Origin of the sequence: uncultured Tateyamaria sp., from assembly GCF_947487805.1 — a bacterium.
GTDB lineage: Bacteria > Pseudomonadota > Alphaproteobacteria > Rhodobacterales > Rhodobacteraceae > Tateyamaria.
In genome coordinates this window covers 355866-379191 of the sequence record NZ_CANKXW010000003.1, presented here as the reverse complement: position 1 = coordinate 379191, position 23326 = coordinate 355866, and the positions used below count along the sequence as shown (strand labels likewise).

The following is a 23326-nucleotide window of genomic DNA, read 5'->3' as shown; positions in this document are numbered from 1 at the left end:
TGGTGACGGCTTGCGAAACCTCAGCAAAGGAATTGAGCGGGTTAGAGGAACGCTCGACGACCAAGATGCAGAGCCAGATGGATGGATTGGCCGCCTGCGTGTCAGTGCTCATTCAATCGCAAACGGTGTCCGTGGCTGGACCTGTCGCGCTTTTGTGCCGCCCCAAGTGCTCGTTTGGGCCACCTTCCGTTCGAAGGCGACAGGGCTTTTCCAGCCCAGTGCTGAGTGGCGACGGCGCGGATTATAGAAGCCGTTGATGTATTCGAAGATTGCCATCTCGACTTGCCGCCGCGTTTCCCATGACCTGCGCCAGATTAGCTCAGCCTTGATGGTCTTGAAGAACGTCTCGACAGCCGCGTTGTCATAACAGTTGCCTTTGCCACTCATCGAGACTTTGAAGCCATGTTGCCGCAGGATCCGCTGATAGTCGTGCGAACAGTATTGGCTGCCGCGATCCGTATGGTGAATGCACCCTTTGGGTGGAGCCCTGAATGCAATTGCCATGTTCAATGCCCGGATCGCCAGATCGCGTTTCATGCGATTGCTAACGGCCCATCCAATCACGCGCCGAGAATGCAGGTCCAAGATCACAGCTAAATACAGCCAGCCCTCACGCGTCCAAACATAGCTGATGTCATCTGCCCATTTCTGATTGGGCGCATCCGCGTGGAAGTCGCGGTTCAGCAGGTTCGGCGCGATGTTGAACGCATGGTTGCTGTCGGTGGTCACCTTGTATTTCCTGGACCGTTCGACGCGTATGCCATTCTCGCGCATTAGTCGGCCAACGCGGCGATGGCCGATGTTCAGGCGGATCTCTTTCAGCTCTTCTGTCATCCGCGGCCTGCCGTAGCTGCCCAGGCTGAGACGGGACTGTTCTTTGATATGTGCAAGTGTCACCAGATCGGACCGCTGCCTGCGACTGGCGGGACGGCTGCGGAAGGCCCGCAAACCGCGTGGGCTGACGTCCATCATCCTGCAAAGGCGTTCCGTCTGGAAAGACCCAGAATGTTCTTCCCCTCTCATCGAAACTACGTTTCGACTGCCGGGCAGTGGATGAACCTGAACCTCATGGCTTTTGGCCCGCGAAGAACTGCGTTGCTTTTTTTAAGATTTCCCTCTCCTCCTTGAGAATGCGGTTCTCACGTCGAAGCCGGTCATTCTCTTGGGCGAGGCTCAAATCTTCCTTCGACACCACATCTGTATCCCGGTGAGCTGTGATCCATTTGTTCAGTGTCGACATCCCGACGCCCAGATCATCAGCCACCTGCTTACGCGTTAGCCCGCTCGTCAGCGCTATGCGCACCGCATCTTTGCGGAATTCGTCTGTTCGTTTCAGTCCCATAGTTCGTCTCCTTTGTTGCAGTAAATGCTATCAAAGGAGCGGCATCAAACCGCGACAGGTCCAGTCCCTTACCAACTCTTTTCCTGCCTTCTGTATGAGCCTTTAGAACAAACAAAAAATACGGGCTGTTTTGAATGATTAGACGCTTTTTGGCCAACTTATGAATTGACCGTTACCGCCCGGTGTCAACTGTTGCCTTGCGGCTTCACACCGAAACCTGCTCATGTCAGTCCTTAAAGCATTGAAAATTGAGGGCTTCTGCGTTGCCTTGAAAGGCTCGGCAGTCTTTGTAGATTGAAAGCTAAGCGCCTTGAGCAAATCCAAAGCGACGTCCACAGGAAAAAGCAATTCGAGGCCCAAGCAAGGCGGTGCAGCAGCGGGCGAGATGGCCGCACAACTGGCGGCGGTGTCCGAGGTCATGCAGGTCTTGGGACGGTCGCGGGATGAGGATGGCCCCGTTTTCAAAACGATTTTGACCAACGCCGTTGCCCTGTGCAATGCACAGATGGCCGGCCTGATCCTGGCAACGGCACAGGACGCCGTCCAGTCGCTTGCCGCGCAAATCGGCATGTTGCCGAAGGCCGTCGCGCTTTTTGAAACGGGTGGCATGAAGATGGACCCTGACCTGTCATATGCGGCGCGGTCCATTGTCGAAGCGCGGCTGATCGCGTTCGAAGATATGGGCGAAAGCGACCTCTATACCGCCGGCAGCCCGGTTGTGCGGTCTATGGTGGATGACAGCGGTATCCGCAGCGTTCTCTTTGTGCCCTTGGTTGGGCAGCACGGGGCCATCGGCGCAATCACGTTGTTCCGAGACAGGCGCGCGCCGTTCTCGGCGGATGAAATTGCCCTCGTTCAAGCATTTGCACTCCAGGCGGTCATCGCCATCGAAAACGTGCGCCAGTTCCGCGAAATAGAGACCCGGTTGGAACGAGAACGCGGCATGGGCAAGATCTTGAGCCTGATCAGCCAATCGCGACAGGACGAGCGGCCGGTGTTTGACATGATTGTCAAAAATGCGGCCAACCTGTGCAACGCTCACGCTGCGGCTTTGGCGATGGGCCAGGTCGGTGATCTTCATCAAACGATGGCGGCGTCCTACGGGCTCGATCCGGCGACGCTTGATGTTTACCAGGATGGGCGGGTGTCTATGGGCCCCGACCTGTCTGTCGGTGCGCGGGCCATCCTGACGGGCAAGCCCATCCACATCCCGGATATGGCCGACACTGACGAATACAAACGGGGCGTGCCCGTTTTTGTATCGGTGGTCGAAGACACGGGCATTCGCACCAATTTGCTTGTCCCTTTGCTTACCAGCAAAGGCGCCATTGGTGTGCTGATCCTGTTCCACAAAGAAGTGCGCCCTTACACACAAGACGAGATTGCGCTGGTCGAAACCTTTGCCGCGCAGGCTGTGATTGCCATTGAGAATGTGCGCCAGTTCCGCGAAGTACAAGAGCGTCTGGAACGCGAAGCTGCCACTTCTGAAATCCTGTCAGTTGTCAGCTAAAGCCGCGATGACGCCGCAGCCGTTTTTCAAACCGTTCTGGAACAGGCTACAACTGTGTGCGGGGCGGATCAGGCGGGTTTGGCCCTGCGGGTGCCGTCACACGAAACCTATCAGCTGGCGGCAAATTGGGGCCACGCCAACGAAGTGTCCAAACCGGGCGATGAATGGCCGCTCAGCAGCTCACAGGCGGCGGCCACTGCAATCAGAACAGGCAAGGTGGTCGACTTGCCGGACCTGGCTGACACAGACGCGTATCGCAACGGTGACCCGGTCGCCGTGTTGTTGGTCGATGGCGAAGGCATCCGGTCCCGTCTGGCCGTGCCTTTGATCCGCGACGGCGAGGCCATTGGCGCAATTGCTCTCAGCCGCCGCGAGGTCCGCCCGTTTTCGCCAACGGAAATCGCATTGATTGAAAACTTTGCCAAACACGCAGTCATTGCAATCGACAACACCCGGCAGTTTACCGAGACCAACGATGCGCTGGCCCGTCAGACCGCCACGGCCAACATCCTGAGCGTCATCAACAAGAATCCGGGCGATACACAGCCTGTGTTCGACAGCATCGCGACATCTTCCAAGGAACTCTGTGGCGCAAGCTTCTGAAATATTTGGCGTATCGAAGACGGGATGCAACATCACTGCGCCCTTGCCGGTTTTGAGCAAGCCGACATGGAAAGCTACCTGAAACAGTTCCCCAGGCCTGCCGGTACCGATACTTTGTCTGGTCAAGTCATCAAGGCGGGTGCGATGCAGCGCATCGCTGACGCTCAAGATCCCAACTACCGCGATCACCAACTGGCAAGGAAACAGGGGTTCCGCGAGATCATAGGTTTTCCTATTTTTGTCGGCCACGCAATTTGGGGCACGATCATTCTTGCGTGGCCTGACGGGCACACGCGGACGCAGGCCCACATCGATCTGATAGAGACATTCGCCGAACAGGCTGCCATCGCCATCGAGAACGCGCGGCTGTTCACGGAAACCAAACAACGCACCGCCGAAGTGGAAGAGGCGCTGGTGTGTGAACAGGCCAGCGCGGAAGTCCTGCAGGTCATCAACGCATCGACCTTGAACCTGCAGCCGATGTTTGACCTGATCGTGTAGAAATCGGCCGAACTGTGCGGCGCACGGTTTTGCGTGCTGGACCGGTTTGATGGGGAGGCCTACCACTTCTGCGCGCAGCACGGATTTCCCCCGGACCTCGCCGCCGCCCTTCTGGACGATTACCCGTTCACCGAGGGCAAAGGCCACATGTCGACCATGGTGATCGAATCCGGCCAAGTGGTCGAAATCGAAGACGCGCAAAGCGGGGATGTCTACTATGCCCCCGAAATGGCCAAGTCGGTTGGATGGCGGCGCATGCTGGGTGTCCCGATCCGCGTTGGCGCGCAAATCTGGGGGGCTGTCATTGTGGCCTGGCCAGATACCACACCGCCGTCCGCCTCGAACATAGAATTGATCCATAGCTTTGCCGCCCAAGCCGGTATCGCGATCGAAAACGCGCGCTTGATGCAGGAAACGAAGGCCCGGACGCTTGAGGTTGAGGAGGCGCTGGAACGCCAGACGGCGACTGCGGAGGTGCTTGAGGTTATTTCCAACTCGGTCGAAGATACCAAGCCCGTCTTCTCCAAGATCCTCCACAGTTGCGAGCGACTGACCAAATCGACCGATCTGTCGCTGATGACACTGGACGAAAGCAATCTGGTCCACCTGGCAGCCTTCCGAGGCGACGCCGCCACACTGACCGCCCAGAATTACCAGCCGATGCCGCTTGAAGAGACAATCCTGAGCGGCGCTGTGAGGCAGGGCAAGGTTATGCACTACGCCGATGTGACGAACGATCCTGATGCCCCCCAGGCTCTTAAGAAGATAGCCACAAAATTTGGCCAGGACGCAGAAAAGATGTCTGCGATTGTGGCTCCGATGGTGTGGCAGGGCAGCCCTATAGGAGGGATTCTCGTCACGCGTATGATGAACGAAGATAACTGGGCGCCATTTACCCTCCGAGACAGGGAACTACTGGAAACCTTCGCCGATCAAGCGGTGATCGCGATCCAGAACGCGCGGCTCTTTTGGGAAACGAAGGATGCGCTTGAGCGTCAGACCGCCAGCGCCGATATCCTTCGGGTCATCAGTGAAACGCAGGATGATCTGGGCCCTGTGTTTGACGCGATCCTCAGCCGGGCAGCAATGCTGTGCGGTGCACCGATGGCCAGCCTGAACATCGTCAACACCGAACGCACCCACGCCAACCTTGTGGCCCACCACGGAGACAACTTGCAGGCGCTTGAGGTCGGCAAGACACAATGGCCGCTGGATGACGACCTGTCCAACGCGGTGGCAATCAGGAACAAGCAAGCCGTCCAGATTGCCGATCTGAAGGACACTGACCTTTATCGTGAAGGGAACGAACTTCGCCGGCATGCCGTAGACGAAGAAGGGGTGCGCACGTTTCTCGCTGTACCATTGGTGCACAAGGGACAGGGCATCGGCAGCCTTGCCTTGTACAAGCGTGAGGTAAAGCCGTTTACCGTTGAAGACATTTCCATTCTGAACAGCTTTGCCGATCAGGCTGTCATCGCGATCCAGAACGCGCGCCTGTTCAGCGACACGCAGACATCACTGGCCCGCCAGACGGCCAGCGCTGATATTCTGAGGGTCATCAGCAGCGCCCAAGCCGACGCCAGCCCGGTCTTCGAAGCGATTGCGCAGACGGGTATACAATTGCTGTCGTGTGAAGGTGCCGCCGTCCTGATCCGGGAGGGCGATACCTTCATCCCGGAAGGCGGTTTTCAAACGACGGGTCGTATCGCCAACCTCGACCCGGAACCTGTGCATATCGATGCTGCGATGAACTATCCGTCGCAAGTTTTCCTGAGTGGACAGATGGTCCACATCCCCGACTTTGAAACCGTCGAACTGCCCGTGCACGAACGCGATACCGTTCCCAAGTTCGGCATGAAATCAGCGATCTACCTGCCCATGATCCGCGACGGGGTCACGTTGGGCGTTCTCATCTTCACGCGCGTGTCCAAGGCGCGCGCCTTTACCGCCGAAGAAATCGAATTGGCCGAAAGCTTCTGCGACCAAGCGCTGATCGCCATCGAAAACACGCGGCTGTTCAATGACACCCAGGCGTCGCTCGCGCGCCAGACTGCGAGTGCAGATGTGTTGCGCGTGATCAGTGAATCGCCGACAGATGTGCGTCCGGTGTTTGAGGAAATCGTGCAGGCGGGTGTCCGGCTTGTGGATTGCCACATGGTTGGCGCGACGATCCTGTCAGAGAATCAGTTCAAAGTGATCGCACGCGCGCAACCGGACGGTCTGGAAGAAGTCGACGAAACAAATAACCGGTTTCCTTTCGATCCAGAGATGAACTTTCCCAGGCAGGTTATGCAATCCGGCGAGATGCTGCACCTGCCGGACTGGGACGCGATCACGTTGACGCCATTCGAACAGCGTACTCAAGAGAAATACGTCGTTCGTGCATCCCTGATGCTGCCCTTGTTGCAGGCGGGTACGTCGCATGGCGTGATGCTGTTTATCCGGCAAGACCCGCGGCCGTTCCGTAGCGAAGAAATTGCCGTTGCGAGATCGTTCTGCGACCAGGCAGTGATCGCCATCGAAAACGTCCGGCTGTTCATGGAAGCGCAAGACGCCCGCGAAGAAGCCGAAAAGGCAAACGAGGCCAAGAGCGCCTTTCTTGCCACGATGAGTCACGAAATCCGCACCCCGATGAACGCCGTCATCGGGATGAGCGGTCTGATCATGGACACCGAGCTGAACGAAGAACAGGCCGATTATGCGCGCACCATTCGCGACAGCGGCGATGCGCTTCTGGGGATCATCAACGAAATCCTCGACTTCTCCAAGATTGAAGCCGGGCAGATGGATATTGAGGATCACCCGTTTGACCTTCGTAATTGCATCGAATCCGCGCTGGATCTGATCAGCGGGCGCGCCGCGGAAAAGCAGCTTGAGCTGGCCTATATCTATGACGACAATGTGCCGGTCGGGATCAGCGCCGACCTGACGCGGCTGCGGCAAATCCTGCTGAACCTGCTATCGAATGCGGTCAAGTTCACCGATGCCGGCGAGGTGATTTTGTCGGTCAGCGCCGCCCGCTCGGACAGCGGCAAGACAACCCTTGAGTTCAGCGCGCGCGACACCGGCATCGGGCTGACCGACCAGGGCATGAGCCGCCTGTTCCAGTCCTTCAGCCAGGCCGACAGTTCCACCACCCGCAAATATGGCGGCACCGGGCTGGGCCTCGCCATTTCCAAGCGTCTTGCAGAACTGATGGGCGGCACCATGTGGGCGGCCAGCGGTGGCGCAGGCAAGGGATCGACTTTTCATTTTACCATCGACGCCAAACCCGCCGCGCTGCCCGACACCGAAAGCCGCAGCCTGATCGGTGAACAATCCGAACTGCAGGGCAAACGTCTGCTGGTGGTCGACGACAACGCAACGAACCTCAAGATCCTCACCTTGCAAACGCAGAAGTGGGGCACCCAGACCACGGCCTTTTCCACGCCGACCGATGCGCTGAAGGCGCTGGACGGGGGGCAAGGTTTTGATCTTGCGATCCTGGACATGCACATGCCCGAGATGGACGGCATTGATCTCGCCCGCCAGATCCAAACACGCCAACCCGACCTGCCGAAAATCCTGTTCAGCTCGCTCGGGCTGCGCGACACGGACGACGACAAGAACCTCTTTGCCGCCGCTTTGGCAAAACCGCTGCGCCAGTCCCAGCTGTTTGACACGTTGGTCACGCTCTTTGCGCCAGCCGTCGCGACCAAGGTCAAACGCAAGGCGCCAGGCAAGCCGCAATCAGACCCAGACATGGCCAAGCGTCATCCCCTGCGCATCCTGCTCGCTGAGGATAACCTGGTGAACCAGAAACTCGCAACGCGGCTGCTGGAACAGATGGGCTATCGCATTGATCTGGCCAGCAATGGAATTGAAGCCTGCGAAAGCGTGGCGCGGCAAACCTATGACGTGGTTCTGATGGACGTGCAGATGCCCGAAATGGACGGGCTCGAGGCTTCGCGCCGGATCAACCACGAACATGCCGAAACACGCCCGCGCATCATCGCGATGACCGCTAACGCGATGCAGGGCGACCGCGAAATGTGCTTGGCTGCGGGCATGGACGATTATATCGCCAAACCGATCCGGGTGGATCGCCTGGTCGAAGCGCTTTTGAACGTACCAACATCGCGAGAGGATCAGAAATGACCGAAGACATCGTAGATACCGAGGTCTTTGCTGAGCTGTGCGAGGCCATGGGCGATGATTTCGCCGCCGAACTTCTCGACACGTTCCTGAGTGAGGCACCGAAGATGCTCGCCGCCCTCAAAACGGCTGTGGCCGAGGACGATGCCGACGGCTATCGCCGCGCCGCACATTCGATCAAATCGAATGCCGAGATTTTTGGCGCAACGGCGCTGGCTGGCCTGTCGCGGCAGATGGAACTGACCAGTTTGGCGGATGCACCGCCCCCGGTCGCGGATCTGGACACCATGTGGTCAGATACGGAAACCGCCCTTAAGGCATTGTGCGATGAATGATGCGCCCGGACACGTGTTGATCGTCGATGACAACAAGGTGAACCGCCTGCTGCTGACGCGCAATGTCGAGATGCTGGGCCACCGCGTGTCTGTCGCCGAAAACGGACGCATTGCGATGGACATGCTGGCATCGGACCGGTTCGACATTCTTCTGCTTGATATCGAAATACCCGAAATGGACGGCTTTGAGGTCCTCGAAGCGATCAAGAGCATGCCCACCCTGCGCCACCTGCCTGTGATTGTGACATCGTCGGTCGAAGGGCTCGACCACATCGTGCGTTGTATCGAATTGGGGGCCGAAGACTACATCCCGAAACCCGTGAACAAGGTTCTGCTCAAGGCCCGTGTCAGCGCCAGTCTTGAACGCAAGCGGCTGCAGGACGAACAAAAGGAACTGCTGAACCGGTTTGCCACCCAGGAAGTGGCCGATCAGCTGACCGAAAGCGGGTTTGCCATCGGGGGCGAGCGTCTGGTTGCAACGGTTCTGTTCTGCGATATCCGGGATTTCACAGCCATTTCGGAAACCATGACGCCCGAGGCCACGATTGATCTGATCAACACCTATTACACGTTGATGTTCGACGCGGTGTCCAGCCAAGGGGGCATCGTCAGCCTTATGGTTAGTGATGGGCTCATGGCGCTGTTTGGTGCGCCCAACCCGCTTGAGAATTCCGCGCAACGCGCCGTGACTGCCGCGCAAGACATGCTTGCCATGACCGCCGCACTGAATGAAGAACGCACAGCCGTTGCAGAAACCCCCTTGCGGATCGGTTTCGGGATCGCCACAGGCGAAGTGGTGGCGGGATATACCTGCGCGCAGCACCGCGCGACCTATACCTGCATTGGCAAAACGGTGAACCTTGCGGCACGGCTGGAGGCGTACACCAAGGTGGCGGGCTGCGAGATCCTGTTTGACCAGACGACATGTGCCAGCCTGCTGGACACCTCCAGCACCCGGGAGATCTCGGACGTCCGTTTGAAAGGGTTCGCCGAGTCAGTTAGCGCGTTTACGTTTGCATAACGGCTTGTTTCGCGATCCTTAAATTATTTTGATGCGGCGGTAAGTCTTCTTCAAAAGCGGCGTCATTGCATGGGATTACGCGATTCGCCCTAAAGCGCACGTTCCATGAATTAGACGTATGGTTTCCATTCGTCAGGAAAGCCTTTGGGATGCAGCGAACCTGTAAATCCGGCGGCTTGATACCTCGCTTTCGCATATGTCAGAAAAACTGCTGATGAGAAAACGACTTTCTGGCACCCGACTTCGATCAGTTGATTGTACCTTTTATTCAACAGAAGGCGACCAATCCCGTGACCATGGCCCGCTTCACTCCCGAACATGCGATTGAATTCGGCGACACCAGCCGACATTTCATTGTACATGACGCAACCCACCACCTGGTCGTCGAGACAGGCCACAAATATACCGCCGCGCGATGAATGAATGGCTGGTTTCCTCGCCGCTCTGCAGCGGCATGGTCAGAGCAGCCACAGCGGTTTTCACGCTGAGTGGTTACGCAACACGTAATCATGATGACCGCCTTGGGCTCTTTCCGGACCTTAGCTGCGTGAAGGGCAGAGGTCTGCTTCTCCGAACTATCGGCAACCGATACGATCGCCGTTCAGTTCGATTTCGAGACCAGATCCCTGCACTCAAGTCCATGCAGAACAGATTCAACGTCATCCAAGAGGTAAACCGGGCCAAAGTAGGTGTCGCCGGGCCGAAACCTCTCGATTCCGGCCGCCTTCAGGCGCTGCGAGATCGATCTGCTGCCTTGGCCAAGCTTTGCCGAGAGAAGCGTGAGCGTCGTAAACCGCGCGTGAAATGCAGCCGCATCATCCTCGGTACAATCGCCCGCTGCACAGTTGAAAGAGTGATGCGCGACATTGGCATTGAAGGCGTCAGGCGGGGCAAGAAGGTCAAAATAGCCCATGGCCAAGGCTGACTGTCTGCGCTGGATCAGGGAGGCTTTGGACGACCGGACAGAGGTCGAAGACCTGTTGCAGGCTGTGAAGGTCTATGCCACCGAATGCGCAGGCTTCACCCGGTCGAAGGCCTGTTTCTCTGACTACTGGTTCAAGTCGGAACAGTGGCGTCCGGCGCCTTGAACCATGATCGACCGCTCAGCGCGCCGTCGCGACAAGAAACGTGGCCGTGCGCGGCCCCGGTTTCCAGCGATGCCGGATATCGAACCCGGCGGCGGTGATCGAATGGGCCAAGGCATCCGATGTGAACACACGCACCGTCGGAAAGAGGCGCAGCGCCTTGCCGATCGGTGCGATCCATTTGAAGATCTTCAGGTCATCGCCCATGCAGACCGTGCTCGACACAAACAGATCACCGGGTTGCAACAGGCTGCGGATCTTGGCCAGCGCAACATCCCTGTCAGACACCAGATGCAGGATGCTCATGGCGAGAACGGCGTCATAGCGCACGCCGTCCGGTGTGAACCCGTGCAGATCGTCGACGTCAAACCGGACATTGCCAATTCCGGCCTCCGCCTTCTTGGCATTGGCGATGGCGATCATCCGTGGGGACACGTCAATCGCGTGCACGTCCGTGACAAATGGCGCTTGGCGCAGCGCCGTTCCACCCGTGCCGCATCCGACCTCCAGCACCCGCATTTCGGGGCTGAGGCGCTCCTGTGTCAGGCGCAGCTTTTCCTCGTAGGCGACAGGGTCGGCGATCGGGCTTTTTGCGTATCGATTTGCCATCCGGTCCCAGAATCGTGCCTCTCGGCTCAATGTCATTTTCATCTCTCTCTCGTCTTCACGCATCCGAATATGCAGGTTTGGTGGCCCAAAAGGCCGTGCTTCCCTGCCGGGTCACGGCCCCAAGTGCCAGCGGGCACAGGCCAATGTCCTGCAACCCCATCTCGCGGAGCCATGTCACGCCCTGCCGCTCGCTCACCGTCCAGGTGCGCCAGCGCATCTTGATGAACGCACCGAACAGCGACGGACGCGTCACGCAGGCAAAGAGGCGTCCGCCCGGTTTCAGTACCCGCGCCATCTCGCGCAAGCCGGCGACGGGGTCAGGCAGGTGCTCAAGCACATGCGCCGCCGTGACAATATCAAAGGATGCGCCGTCATGGGGGATCGCGTCGATACTGCCGCGCCGAAGCTCGCAGAGGATGTCCGCCCCGCGCAAGAACATATCCGCCTGCGCCAGCATCCGCGCGGAGGTATCGATGCCAGAATACTCCACCGGTCCCGCACATATGCCGCGCAGAGCCAAGCTCAGGCTCCCCGTGCCGATGCCGCAATCGAGCACGCGTGTGGCGCCGTGCCCCTGTCGCTGACCTGTGCCGATCCGTCCCCGGCGCAGTGCGTGCCCGTAACTGTCGACCAGTCCGAACCGCCGTGCGGTGTCCTCCCATGTCCCCGCGGCCACATCGTATTGCGCGGCCAGATCGCTGGACGAGCGCACATGGCGGCGCACACCGATTTCCCACGACCCCAGCCGTGCAACACCTACGGGAACGGTCGTTCCGGCGTTGGACTGATCCGAAGGGTGCACAGGTGCGAAAGTCATGGCGTATCCATCCATCTGGAGTTTCCACGGCGTCTATGCCGACGTCACTCTATACGAAATTGCCAAAATCCGTGGGGCTGCTATACGCATTTGATGGAGTGGAAGGGTGCAAATTTCGATTGGAACCAGGCGCGGGCCTTTTTGGTCACGGCCGAGGAAGGGTCTTTGTCGGCGGCTGCCCGTGCGCTGGGGCTGACGCAGCCCACGCTCAGCCGACAGGTGGCCGGGATCGAAGAGGCGCTTGGCGTGACCCTGTTCGAACGCAGTTCGCGCACGCTTTTGCTGACCCAGGCCGGGACCCAGCTGCTGGAGCATTTCCGCACCATGGGGGACGCGGCCAACCGCATCTCGATTGCCGCCACCGGGCAGTCGCAATCCTTTACCGGGCATGTCGCGATCTCGGCGACGAACCTGCTGGCTACGCAGTATCTGCCGGCCATCCTCGCCGAATTGCAAGCGGTGGCGCCTGGGCTTCAGGTCGAGATCGTCACCTCCAACCAGATCAGCGATCTGCGGCGCCGCGAGGCAGATATCGCGATCCGCCATGCACGGCCCCAGGATGACGCCCTCTTTGCCAAGCGTCTGCCTGACCGCACGGCGACGCTTTATGCGTCCCGGTCCTATCTGGCTTCTGTCGGGCATCCGTCAAAACCCGAGGATTTCACGGCGCTGCAATTCGTCGGGTTCGAACATCCCGAACACCTCTTGGGGCTGATGGCGTCGCGCGGGCTCAATCTGACCCGTGCGAATTTCAACCTTTGCACGGCCAGTGGCACGATGTCGGTTGAGCTGATGCGGCAAGGGCTTGGGATCGGCGTGCTGCCTGACGAAATCGCCAAGTTCTATGACGAACTGGTTGTGGCATGGGACGGTTTCGAACCCGTCGAAGTCGAAACATGGCTTGTCGCGCACCGCGAGTTGCGCACCAACCCCAGCATTCGTCTGGTCTTTGACCTTCTGGCAAAGGAACTGTCGCGCAAAGGGTTGCGGCGGATCGGTCACAGCACCCTGCGGTGAAGGGCGGCCTCATCACTTGATCGGGTTGTCACCCGTATAGGTCCAACGATAGCCCGGTGGCGTCGGCCCCTTGTTGCGTCCGCCCTGCTGCGTCTGTTCCCACGCGTGGGCCAGGATCCCCACGGACCGCGACAGGCAGAACAGCCCGCGTGCCAGCGGTGCCGCGAACGCCAGCTCGGCAAAGATCACGGCCGTGGCCCCGTCGATGTTCATCGGCACGGGCTTGCCCTTTTCCTCCGCCAGTGTGGTCTCGATGCCGCGCGCGATCTGCGCGAACCGCCCCGTCACCATGCCCCCCTGCGCCGCATCATCCACCAGCCCAAGCAGCCGTGGCGCGCGCGGATCCGTGGGCGTGTGAAACCGGTGGCCAAAACCGGGGATGAACCGCCCATGTTCGGCCCGCCAATCGTCCAGAACGTCCCTTAGGGGCGCGTTTGTGTCCGCAATCCGCTGGTACAGCTCTACCGCCTGCTCGCCTGCACCCCCATGCACGTCGTCCAACATATTCACGGCCGATGCCAGCGCCCCGTTCAACCCGACCCCGCAGGTGACGGCCATACGCGCGGCGGCAATCGACGGCGCTTGCGGCCCGTGGTCCACCGCCGCCACAAGGGCCGCCTCCAACAGGCGGGCCTCGGCGGCCTCGGGCAGGGTGCCCCGCATCATCAACCAGATCATCTGGACAAAGCTGACTTCGCCGATCAGGTCCTCGATCGGATGGCCGCGCATCCGGATCTGGCCGGGGGCCATGTCGATGATCGATGTGGTCCACCATTCTGAGACATCCGATTCCCTGTCGCTCATATCGCCCCCTTGTCCACCAGGTCCTGCACCGCCGCCGCATCCAGCCCCAGCGCGCCCCAGATTTCTTGCGCATGCGCGCCCAGTTGCGGCGGCGGCGCATCGACCTGCAATGGCGCGCCGTTCATCTTGACCCCGGTATTCACCACCGAGATATCGCGCCCCACCCCCGGCACATCCGCATAGTCCGTCAGCAACCCGCGATCCGCAATCTGCGGATGGGCCAGCACATCCGCGACCTCCATCACCGCCCCCGCGGGGACACCGATCCTGTTCAACTCGCGTGCCAGTGCGCGGGCGGAACAGGGCGCAAGCCGTTCTTCGATCCGCGTGCGCAGCGCGTGCCGGTTGCGCTTGCGGTCCTCGCGGGTCGCGTAGTCCGGATCGGTGCGCAGCTCTGACAGGCCAAGGTAGTCCACCAAAAGCCCCCACTGCTCGTCCTTGTTCGCGGCGATGTTGATCAACCCGTCGCCGGTCTGAAACGCGCCGGACGGGGCCGAGGTCGGGTTTTCGTTGCCATGGGCCGTCGGGGTGGCCCCGGCAATCAGGTGGTTCGACACCACCCATCCCATCGTGGCCAGCACGCTTTCCAGCATGGAGCAATCGATGAAACACCCGCGCGGGCGCGCGTTCAGCGCCGCCGCCACGGCAAAGGCCGCCGTCATGCCGCCCACCGTGTCCGCCACCGGATAGCCCACGCGCAAGGGCGCGCTGTCTGCGTCACCGGTGATCGACATCACCCCGGACACGCCTTGAATGATCTGATCATAGGCCGGCCGATCCACCCACGGGCCGTCCTGTCCAAACCCCGAAATGGCGCAATAGACCAGATCGGGCCTATGTTTGGTCAGGGCATCATACCCGATCCCCAACCGCGCCATGACGCCGGGGCGAAAGTTCTCGACCACCACGTCTGCGGTGGTCACCAACCGTTCGAACAGCGCCTTGCCCTCGGGATGCTTGAAGTTCACGGTCACTGATTTCTTGCCCGCGTTCTGGGCCAGAAAGGACACGCCCATGCCCCGCGCATTCAGGTCCGGATCCGCGCCCAGCTGGCGGGCAAGGTCGCCGCGCCCGGGCGCTTCGACCTTGATCACCTCTGCACCCATATGGACCAACTGGTGGCAACAGAACGGACCGGCCAGAACATTGGTCAGGTCCAGAACCCGTATGCCACCCAGCGGTTTAGTCACCGTCGGCCACACCCTTGGCCCGCAACCGCGCGCGCCGCGCCCGGTAGCTGGGCAGGATCACCAGCAGTGCCGCCACAATCAACAGGCCCAGCGTCATGGGCCGCTCCCAGACAAAGCTGACCCCGTCGTACAGCTGCATGGAACGGCTGAAGTTGTTCTCGAGCATACCGCCAAGGATGAACCCGATCAGCAGCGGCGCCAGCGGGTAATCGGCAAAGCGCAGCACCGTCGCGCAAATGCCAAAGCCCACGAGCAACAAGAGCTCGGTCGCGTTGTTCTGCCCGATATAGGCCCCCATCAGCGTAAAGAAGAGAATGAACGGGATCAGGAAATTCCGCGGCACCGACAGGATCTTGGCGATGTAGGGGATCAGCGGCAGGTTCAGGATCAACAGTACCAGATTGCCGATATACATCGAGATGATGACCGCCCAGAAGATCTGGGGGTCGTCGATCATCAGGCGCGGCCCTGGCGTGACGTTGAGGGCGATGAGCGCCCCCAGCAGGATCGCCGTGGTGCCGGAGCCGGGAATGCCCAGCGTCAAAAGCGGGACGAAGGACCCGGTGCAGGCCGCGTTGTTGGCCGTCTCGGGTGCGGCAAGGCCCTTGACCGATCCTTTGCCAAACTCGTCCTGCTCCGCCTTTGGTGCGATGTTGCGTTCCACGGCATAGCCGAGGAAAGACGCAATCGTCGCCCCGGCCCCCGGCAACACGCCGATAAAGAACCCTTGAAGCGATTGCCGCCCGATCACTGGCGCGATGGACTTTGCCTCGGCCCGCGAAATGCGCAGGTCCTTGATGTCGCCGCTGTCGCCTTGGGCGGACCGCGCCGGGTTGAGCACGAGGAAAATTGCCTCGGGCAGGGCAAACATCGCCATGGCGAGGGTGATGAAGCCAAAGCCAGATTGCAGATCCATCAACCCCATGGTGAACCGCGGCATGTTGAACAGCGCGCCCTCGCCGACTGTGGCCATGATCAGGCCCAGCAGCGTCATGATGATCGCCTTGGCCACCTGACCCGTCCCGGCAAAGGCGGCGATGGCCGACAGGCCCACAACCATCAGCGCAAAATACTCCGCCGAATGAAACAGCAGCGCGACCGACGACAGCATCGGCGCGAAGACCATCAACAGGACCGCCCCGATGGTCCCACCGCAGAAGGATGCAATCGCGGCGATTGTCAGCGCTTTGCCGGCCTTACCCTGCCGCGCCATCGGATAGCCGTCGAAACTGGTCGCGACCGTGCCCGCGACCCCCGGCGCATTCAGCAGGATCGACGAGGTGGAGCCGCCGAAGATGGCGCCATAGTACACCCCCGCAAGCAGAATCAGCGCTGCCGCCGCGTCGCCCATCGAAATGGCGACCGGGATCATGATGGCGATGATGGACATCGGGCCAAGGCCCGGCAACATGCCGATGAACGTGCCGATCAGACACCCACCGATCACCATCAGCAGGTTTTGGACGGATAGGGCCGTTTGCAGGCCGATCAGAATACCTTCGAGCATCGCGTTATCCTCCTAGAAAGCCGGGCAGGGGGCGCAGGAAAATTCCAAGGACCTCCTGCACGAGATACCAGACGACGCCGGTGGCCAGTGCCGACACCACGATCATCGTGATCCACCGCCGTTCGCCAAGGATCACCGATCCCACGATCAGAAAGCCGGTGGTGGAAAAAAGGAACCCGCCAGGGCGCAGCAGCAGCGCATAGGCCACCATCAACGCCAGCAGTCCCAGCGCCTGACCAAGGTGGTAGTCACCCAGTCGCCGGTAATCGATGTCCCCGATCTTGGCCTCGCCCTTTTCCAGGCCTGCAATAATGACCAGTGCGCAAAGAATGCCCATTATCGACAGGATCTTGGGGAATGTGGAGGGCCAGATGGGGTTGCGCTGCATGAAAGGCGCAAGGCTCGCATCCATCGTGAACCAGGCCGCATAGCCATAGGCCAGGAATATCCCCAGCAATATCAATCCGATCCAGCGATCGAGTGCCATTTCCATTCTCCCGTTACATTCTGTCCCCGCGGGGACAGCCAGACCGACGTGTCAAATGACCGGCCGTTGCTATGGGGGCGCTGCCCCCGTCCTTCGGACTCCCCCGAGGTATTTTGAGCGAAAGGAAAGCAAATTTTAATAAAATGCTTTGTACCTTGGCCGCACGGTACAGGCTGAGGAGCCGATGACCGTGCGAGAGGAAGGCCGTTGAACCGCCTTCGAGGGGAAGGGGAGGCCGGATCGTCTCCTCTTCCTTTCGCCGAAAATACCTTGGGGAGCGCGAGGGGTGAAACCCCTCGCACAGTTTTAGATAATGTGCGGCGAAAGCCGCGCCTTTGGATCAGAGGAAGCCAAGCTTCTTCATCAGATCGCCGATGACCTTTTCCTGGTTTTCCAGGAAAGTGTTGAAGTCGTCACCATTGTTGTGGATGTTCACCCACCCGTTGCGGGCGCGCACGGCTTCCCATTCGGGGGTCGCATACATCTTGGCAATGGCATCCTGATAGGCGGCCAGCTGTGCCTCGGGCAGGCCCGGTGCTGCAAAGAAACCGCGCCAGTTCACGAATTCGGTGTCGATGCCCTGTTCCATCATGGTCTGCGCATCCGGGTATGCATCCACACGCTCGGGCGCGGTGACGCCGATGATCTTCACTTCGCCCGCATTGGCCAGGTCGACCGCTTCGGAGAAGCCGGTGGACAGCGCCGCAATCTCGCCCGACAGCAGGGCCGCCATGGCTTTGCCGCCTGCATCGTAGGGGATGTATTTCACGCCAAGCGCATCTTTGCCCGCCGCTTCCATCACCATCGCGGCGACGAGGTGGTCCATGCCACCGGGAACGGATCCGCCGCCCACAGCTGTGGCACCGGGATCGGCGTCATAGGCGGCGATCAGGTCGGCCATCGAGTTGATCGGGCTGTCCTTGCCCACGACCATGGCTGCATAGTCGCCAATGGTGCCTGCGACCAGTGTCAGGTCACGGAAGTTGTGCGGGAAAACACCGGTCAGCGAGCGGATCACGATGGGGGTCGAGTTGACCATCAGCGTGCCGTGGTTGCTGTCGGCGTTTTCGATCAGGAAGCCGATGGCCTTGCCGCCGCCGCCGCCCGACATGTTTTCATAGGACGCGTTGCCCACGAGGCCCGCGCCTGTCAGCGCTTCGCCTGTACCGCGCGCGGTGCCGTCCCAGCCACCACCGGCGCCGCCGGGGATCAGAAAGTGGATGCTGTCGACGACCTGATGGCCGTCCGCCATGGCCTGACCACCCAGACCCAACGCCAAAGCGGCGCCCAAAAGAGCCCGACGGCTCAGTTCAAACGTTTTCATATTTTCCTCCCATTTGACTTCACATGCGTTGCACGCGAATGCTGACAGTCAAACACCTGAACCTGACACAGACCTGTCACGGCCACTTGCAGACAAAGATTGCGCTATGAAATACCTGCTGATCGAAGACAATGCAGAGCTGGCCGCCGCGCTGTGTGATCGGATGCGGCTGGACGGCCACGTCATCGACCACGCCGCGACCCTGTCCGAGGGGGCCGATTTCCTGCATGTGGGAGACTATGACCTGATCCTGCTGGATATCATGTTGCCCGATGGGGACGGGCGCGGATTTCTGGAGCGGCACCGCGCACGGCAGGACGACACGCCGGTGATCGTGCTGACCGCCCGGTCCGAAGTGTCCGACCGGGTGGGTATGCTGGATCTGGGCGCGGATGACTACCTGACCAAACCGTTTGATCATGCGGAGTTGCAGGCCCGCTGTCGCGCGGTGATGCGCCGCCGAGCGGGCGCGGCCCAGACCGTCATACGGCGGGGTACGGTGGCCTTGAACCCGGTCGCCAGCGTGCTGACCGTGGGCAGCAACGAGACTACGTTGCGCAACCGCGAATTGCGCCTGCTCGAGCTGTTCATGAATGCGCCGGGCCAGATCTTTTCCAAGGACAAGCTGGTGGACAGGCTGTTTTCCTATGACGACACGGTCACCGAAAACGCGATCGAGGTCTATGTCGGGCGGCTGCGCAAGCATCTGGAGGGGTCGAGCGTGACGATCTCGACCCATCGTGGGCTGGGGTACCGGTTGGATGAGGGGTAGCGGATGGTCCCTGCGCCGTCGTCTGACCCTGACCCTGATCGGCGGGGCGGCGGTGCTGGCCATCCTTTTCTACCTCGTGGTGCGCACCTATGCGCAGGGCATCGCGCAACAAAGCCAGGACCGTATCCTCGAGGCGTCGGTCACGTCGCTGATGGACGCGGCGGTTGTGCGCGGCGGGCAGATCGAGCTGGACCTGCCCTATGCCGCGTTTTCGATGCTGGACACGGCGGCCGATGACCGGGTGTTCTATGCGATCCATCAGGGGGACGTGTTGCTGAGCGGGTATGAGGGGCTGTCGTCGGGCCCGTTCGCGCCGATGGGCGAGCCGCGGTTCGCCACGCGGGGTTTCGCAGGCGGCGATGTGCGGGTCGCCACGTTGACCCACAGCCTGCCGGCCAGTCCGCGGCCCGTGTTGCTGACCGTGAGTGTGGCGCAGACGCGCGACAGCCTGTCGGGCACCTTGCTGACGATCTCGATCAACGCCGCCGTGTTTGGTGCGGTGTTTTTTCTACTGGCGGCGGGCATGGCGCTCTGGACCTCCGCCTCCACCTTGCGGCCCCTTGGGCAGATTGCGGCGTCGGTTGCGCGGCGCGGGCCCAGCGATCTGCGGCCCGTGACCCGGTCGGTGCCGACCGAGCTGTCGCCGCTGGTGACCTCGTTCAATGCGCTGATGACACGGCTGAGCCATTCGCTGACCCAATCCGAGACGTTTATTGCCGAGGCTGCGCACCGGGTGCGCACGCCGCTTGCCACGGTGCGCAGTCATGCAGAGGTCACGCTGATGCGGGTGGACAAGGATGAGAACCGGCAGGCGCTGCGGTCGATGATCCGCGCCATCGACGAAAGCAGCCGGGCCGCAGGGCAGCTGTTAGATCATGCGATGGTGACGTTTCGCGGCGACCAGCTGGACAAACAGGATGTCGATCTGGTCTCCATCTGCTCGGATATCGTGGATCGGCTGACGCCGGTGGCCGAGATGATGGACCTTGACCTGACCATTTCGAGCGACGGGCCCGTGCCGGTGCAGGCCGACCCGATCCTGGTGCAGAACGCTGTGCGCAATCTGGTCGACAACGCGCTGAAATACTCCTCCGCGGAAAGCGTGGTGCACATCCATGTGTCGGCGCAACCCGGCCCGTCCATCACCGTGACGGATCAGGGCATCGGCTTTCCCAAGGACCAGATCGAACTGTTGTCGCAACGGTTCCAGCGGGGCGACAATGCGCGCGATACGGTGGGGTCCGGGCTGGGGCTGACGATTGCCAAGGACGTGGCCGAGGCCCATGGCGGGCGGCTGGAGTTGAAAAATCTGGAAGCGGGTGGCGCATGCGCAGTCTTGTACTTTTAGTGGCGATGATCTGGGCCCCCTTCGTCTGGGCCGCAGACCTGGAGGACCGCCAGATGTTCGAGGGGGCCGCCGCGGAAACCACCCTGCGGGTGATTTCCAGCACGGACACGGACATATTCGCACCCATTCTCGAGGGGTTTCTCGCGCAGCGCCCGGACCTGCGGATCGACTATGCCGTGGCGGGCTCCGCCGACATCGTGACACTGATCGCGGACTGTCCCGATTGCTACGACATCGCCATATCCAGCGCCATGGACCTGCAACTCAAGCTTGCCAATGACGGGCTGGCGCGGCGCCTGTCGGGGTTGGAGCAGACGGCGGGCACCCAGTGGCGGCAGACGCTTTTTGGCTTTACCCTCGAACCCGCGACCATCGTGCTGAACCGCGCCGCCTTTGCCGGGCGGCCCGTGCCGGAAACGCGGCAACAGCTGATCGAGGCGGTGCGCGCCGACCCCGCCCATTTTCGCGGGCGTCTGGGCACCTATGACGTGCGCCTGTCGGGGCTTGGGTACCTCTTTGCCACGCAAGACGCGCGCACGTCAGAGACCTATTGGCGGCTGATGGAGGTTTTCGGCAGCCTTGATGCGCGGCTTTATTGCTGTTCGGGGGATATGATCGACGATCTGGCCAAGGGCGACCTGTTCGTCGCCTACAACGTGCTGGGCAGCTATGCCTCCACCCGGCCGGAAACACGGGACAAGGTCGCGATCATCACGCCAAGCGATTTCGCCACCACGATGATGCGCACGGCGCTGGTGCTGGACGCCACCGGCGAGGAGGCCGCGGCCACAGACCTTGTCGCCTACCTGACCCAAGGGGCATGGGCCGATGCGGCGCAGCCGGAATATCCGCTGCCGTCCATCGGTGTATCTGATCCCGCGCGCCTGAACGTGGTGTCGCTGGAGCCGGGCCTGCTCGTCTATCTCGACCGGCTCAAACGCCAGATCTTTCTCGAGGCGTGGACCTCGGCGCTGGTGCGATAACGGCCTTGTTGGTTACAAATTCAACCATTACGCATGCAACCAAATTCAAACGGTGCCTGCATGACCTCTGCCCCCCTGACCCTTTACAGCTATTGGCGTTCGACGACGTCCTACCGGGTGCGGGCCGCGCTGAACCTCAAGGGCGTGGCCTATGACATCGTGCCGGTGGACCTGGTGGCGGGCGATCAGAAAGCCGATGACTACGCCGCGATGAACCCGGGCAAGGGTGTGCCGACGCTGGTGCTGCCGGACGGGACCGTTTTGACGCAATCGCTGGCGATCCTCGACTATATCGACGCGGAGTGGCCCACGCCGCCCTTGCTGCCTGCCGATCCCGTGGCGCGGGCCCGTGTGCTGGCGGCGGCGCATACCATGGCGCTGGACGTGCATCCGGTGAACAACCTGCGCGTCGTGACCCACCTGCGTGACGCCTATGATGCGGGCACCGATGGAGCAATGGACTGGATGCGCCACTGGATGACCGAAGGGTTCACAGCACTCGAGGCGTTGGTGCAGGACGACACGCCCTTTGCCTTTGGTACAGCCCCCGATCTGGCGGACCTTTGCATCGTGGCGCAGGTCTATAACGCGCGGCGCTGGGGCGTGGACCTCGACCCCTTCCCGAATGTCGCGCGGATCGAAGCCGCCTGCCTTGCGCACCCGGCCATTGCCGCTGCACATCCCGACCAACAACCCGACGCATCCTGAAAGGACCCGACCATGGCCAAGGCCTTTGCCTCCCAAGGGGACATGACCGAAAAGACCATCACCTTTGACGAGATCGGTGAGGGTCTGTGGGCCTTTACCGCCGAGGGCGATCCCAATTCCGGCGTGATCATCGGCGACGACAGCGTGATGATCGTCGAGGCGCAGGCGACCCCGCGTCTGGCCGAAAAGGTGATCGAAAAGGTGCGCAGCGTCACCGACAAACCGATCTCACATCTGGTGCTGACCCATTACCACGCCGTCCGCGTGCTGGGCGCGTCGGCCTATGGTGCCGATCAGATCATCATGTCCGACATGGCGCGCGGCATGGTGGCCGAGCGCGGGCAAGAGGATTGGGACAGCGAGTTCCAACGCTTTCCCCGTCTGTTCGAGGGGCACGAGAGCATTCCGGGGCTGACCTGGCCGACGACGACCTTTTCCGATGCGATGACCGTATATCTCGGGTCGCGGCGCGTGGACATCAAGCACGTGGGCCGCGCCCATACGGCGGGGGATGCCGTGATCCATGTGCCGGATCAGAACGTGATGTTTACCGGCGACATCGTCGAATACCACTCGGCCTGTTATTGCGGCGACGGGTATTTCGGCGACTGGGGCGGGACGCTGGACGCGATCAAGGCCTACGGTGTGGACGCCATTGCGCCGGGCCGGGGCGATGCGCTGGTGGGGTCCGAGATGGTGAACAAGGCCATCGAAAGCACCCGCGATTTCGTGGACAGCACCTACCGCCCCGCGGCGCGTGTGGCGGCGCGTGGCGGCACGTTGAAAGAGGCGTGGGACGCGGTGCGCGCCGAGTGCGATCCGAAGTTCAGCGATTATGCGATCTACGAACACTGCCTGCCATTCAACGTCGCCCGCGCCTATGACGAGGCCCGCGGCATCGCCCATCCGCGCATCTGGACGGACAAGCGGGATATCGAGATGTGGGAGGCGTTGCAGGGGTGATCAAAGCGAAAGAAGCGGCTTTGAAGGCCGCGATCGTATTGGTGCCAAGCTATACAGCAGCGTACCTAACAGACAAGATGGTTTGGGTGGTTCCTACGTTGGCAGCAGCGGGGTTCTTTGCTGGAACCATTTCGTTGGATCAATCTGCTGTTCGGCGTCGCGTCGACGATGACGGCGACGCTGACGGCCATGAGCATGAATACGAACAACTGGAATCCGTGACTGAGCTGGAAACTGAGGTTTCTGGCGATGGAGATTAGGAGCAC

General features: G+C 60.9%; 22 protein-coding genes and 2 pseudogenes. 14 read left to right on the top strand and 10 right to left on the bottom strand.

Annotated features, from left to right (window positions below):
• Window positions 1-108 precede the first annotated feature (108 nt).
• Window positions 109-1342 (bottom strand): annotated as a pseudogene (locus tag Q0949_RS11220) (IS3 family transposase).
• Window positions 1343-1727: 385 nt separating this feature from the next.
• Here Q0949_RS11220 and Q0949_RS11215 point away from each other — a divergent pair.
• The 6 genes and pseudogenes from Q0949_RS11215 (at window position 1728) to Q0949_RS11190 (ending at window position 9446) form a co-directional block, all read left to right on the top strand.
• Entirely contained in the window at window positions 1728-2852 is a 1125-nt protein-coding gene (locus Q0949_RS11215) for a GAF domain-containing protein (protein WP_299371792.1), read from the top strand.
• 24 nt (window positions 2853-2876) lie between these two features.
• Window positions 2877-3455, top strand: a pseudogene (locus Q0949_RS11210) (GAF domain-containing protein); the annotation flags it as partial.
• Between the two features lie 66 nt (window positions 3456-3521).
• Window positions 3522-3956, top strand: coding sequence for a GAF domain-containing protein (locus tag Q0949_RS11205; protein ID WP_299371790.1), 435 nt, complete (start codon window positions 3522-3524; stop codon window positions 3954-3956).
• Window positions 3957-3968: 12 nt separating this feature from the next.
• Window positions 3969-8093, top strand: coding sequence for a GAF domain-containing protein (locus Q0949_RS11200; protein ID WP_366524029.1), 4125 nt, complete (start codon window positions 3969-3971; stop codon window positions 8091-8093).
• Entirely contained in the window at window positions 8090-8425 is a 336-nt protein-coding gene (locus Q0949_RS11195) for an Hpt domain-containing protein (RefSeq protein WP_299371786.1), read from the top strand. The genes Q0949_RS11200 and Q0949_RS11195 overlap by 4 nt, the downstream gene beginning before the upstream one ends.
• Window positions 8418-9446, top strand: a complete 1029-nt coding sequence (locus tag Q0949_RS11190) for a response regulator (RefSeq protein WP_299371783.1) — start codon at window positions 8418-8420, stop codon at window positions 9444-9446. Before Q0949_RS11195 ends, Q0949_RS11190 begins: the two co-directional genes overlap by 8 nt.
• 110 nt (window positions 9447-9556) lie before the next feature.
• Here the strand turns inward: Q0949_RS11190 and Q0949_RS20615 are convergent, their stop codons facing one another.
• Window positions 9557-9871 carry a GNAT family N-acetyltransferase gene (locus tag Q0949_RS20615; protein ID WP_366524028.1) on the bottom strand — a complete coding sequence of 105 codons (315 nt, stop codon included), beginning with the start codon at window positions 9869-9871 and terminating at the stop codon, window positions 9557-9559.
• Window positions 9872-10047: 176 nt separating this feature from the next.
• Entirely contained in the window at window positions 10048-10359 is a 312-nt protein-coding gene (locus Q0949_RS11185; RefSeq protein ID WP_299371780.1) for a hypothetical protein, read from the bottom strand.
• On the opposite strand from Q0949_RS11185, the gene Q0949_RS11180 reads away from it, so the two are divergent.
• The gene (locus Q0949_RS11180) at window positions 10358-10534 is read left to right on the top strand and encodes a hypothetical protein (RefSeq protein WP_299371777.1); all 177 of its coding nucleotides are present in this window, start codon (window positions 10358-10360) and stop codon (window positions 10532-10534) included. The two genes, Q0949_RS11185 and Q0949_RS11180, sit on opposite strands and share 2 nt — an antisense overlap.
• 15 nt (window positions 10535-10549) lie before the next feature.
• On the opposite strand, the gene Q0949_RS11175 is transcribed toward Q0949_RS11180, so the two are convergent.
• Window positions 10550-11176 (bottom strand): methyltransferase domain-containing protein, encoded by a 627-nt coding sequence (locus Q0949_RS11175; protein ID WP_299371774.1) that lies wholly within the window; start codon window positions 11174-11176, stop codon window positions 10550-10552.
• Window positions 11177-11195: 19 nt separating this feature from the next.
• On the bottom strand, window positions 11196-11957 hold the full coding sequence (locus Q0949_RS11170; RefSeq protein ID WP_299371771.1) for a class I SAM-dependent methyltransferase: 762 nt from the start codon (window positions 11955-11957) through the stop codon (window positions 11196-11198).
• A gap of 93 nt (window positions 11958-12050) precedes the next feature.
• Between Q0949_RS11170 and Q0949_RS11165 the strand changes: the two genes are divergently transcribed.
• Window positions 12051-12974, top strand: coding sequence for a LysR family transcriptional regulator (locus tag Q0949_RS11165; RefSeq protein WP_299371768.1), 924 nt, complete (start codon window positions 12051-12053; stop codon window positions 12972-12974).
• Between the two features lie 12 nt (window positions 12975-12986).
• On the opposite strand, the gene Q0949_RS11160 is transcribed toward Q0949_RS11165, so the two are convergent.
• From Q0949_RS11160 to Q0949_RS11140, 5 genes are all read right to left on the bottom strand, one after another.
• Complete coding sequence (locus Q0949_RS11160) at window positions 12987-13778, bottom strand: citryl-CoA lyase (RefSeq protein WP_299371766.1); 792 nt, start codon at window positions 13776-13778, stop codon at window positions 12987-12989.
• Complete coding sequence (locus tag Q0949_RS11155; protein WP_299371763.1) at window positions 13775-14968, bottom strand: CoA transferase; 1194 nt, start codon at window positions 14966-14968, stop codon at window positions 13775-13777. The genes Q0949_RS11160 and Q0949_RS11155 overlap by 4 nt, the downstream gene beginning before the upstream one ends.
• Entirely contained in the window at window positions 14961-16475 is a 1515-nt protein-coding gene (locus Q0949_RS11150) for a tripartite tricarboxylate transporter permease (RefSeq protein ID WP_299371760.1), read from the bottom strand. Before Q0949_RS11150 ends, Q0949_RS11155 begins: the two co-directional genes overlap by 8 nt.
• A gap of 4 nt (window positions 16476-16479) precedes the next feature.
• Window positions 16480-16962 (bottom strand): tripartite tricarboxylate transporter TctB family protein, encoded by a 483-nt coding sequence (locus tag Q0949_RS11145; RefSeq protein ID WP_299371757.1) that lies wholly within the window; start codon window positions 16960-16962, stop codon window positions 16480-16482.
• A gap of 340 nt (window positions 16963-17302) precedes the next feature.
• Window positions 17303-18286, bottom strand: a complete 984-nt coding sequence (locus tag Q0949_RS11140) for a tripartite tricarboxylate transporter substrate binding protein (protein ID WP_299371754.1) — start codon at window positions 18284-18286, stop codon at window positions 17303-17305.
• A 106-nt stretch (window positions 18287-18392) separates the two neighbouring features.
• On the opposite strand from Q0949_RS11140, the gene Q0949_RS11135 reads away from it, so the two are divergent.
• From Q0949_RS11135 to Q0949_RS11110, 6 genes are read left to right on the top strand one after another with little or no spacing between them, the layout of a single operon-like run.
• Window positions 18393-19058, top strand: a complete 666-nt coding sequence (locus Q0949_RS11135; RefSeq protein ID WP_299371752.1) for a response regulator transcription factor — start codon at window positions 18393-18395, stop codon at window positions 19056-19058.
• Window positions 19048-20406, top strand: a complete 1359-nt coding sequence (locus tag Q0949_RS11130; RefSeq protein ID WP_299371749.1) for a sensor histidine kinase — start codon at window positions 19048-19050, stop codon at window positions 20404-20406. Before Q0949_RS11135 ends, Q0949_RS11130 begins: the two co-directional genes overlap by 11 nt.
• Window positions 20385-21389 carry a substrate-binding domain-containing protein gene (locus tag Q0949_RS11125; protein WP_299371746.1) on the top strand — a complete coding sequence of 335 codons (1005 nt, stop codon included), beginning with the start codon at window positions 20385-20387 and terminating at the stop codon, window positions 21387-21389. The genes Q0949_RS11130 and Q0949_RS11125 overlap by 22 nt, the downstream gene beginning before the upstream one ends.
• 60 nt (window positions 21390-21449) lie before the next feature.
• Window positions 21450-22097 (top strand): maleylacetoacetate isomerase, encoded by a 648-nt coding sequence (gene maiA / locus Q0949_RS11120; protein ID WP_299371743.1) that lies wholly within the window; start codon window positions 21450-21452, stop codon window positions 22095-22097.
• A gap of 12 nt (window positions 22098-22109) precedes the next feature.
• Window positions 22110-23060 (top strand): MBL fold metallo-hydrolase, encoded by a 951-nt coding sequence (locus Q0949_RS11115; RefSeq protein WP_299371740.1) that lies wholly within the window; start codon window positions 22110-22112, stop codon window positions 23058-23060.
• Entirely contained in the window at window positions 23057-23320 is a 264-nt protein-coding gene (locus tag Q0949_RS11110; protein WP_299371737.1) for a hypothetical protein, read from the top strand. Before Q0949_RS11115 ends, Q0949_RS11110 begins: the two co-directional genes overlap by 4 nt.
• Window positions 23321-23326 lie beyond the last annotated feature (6 nt).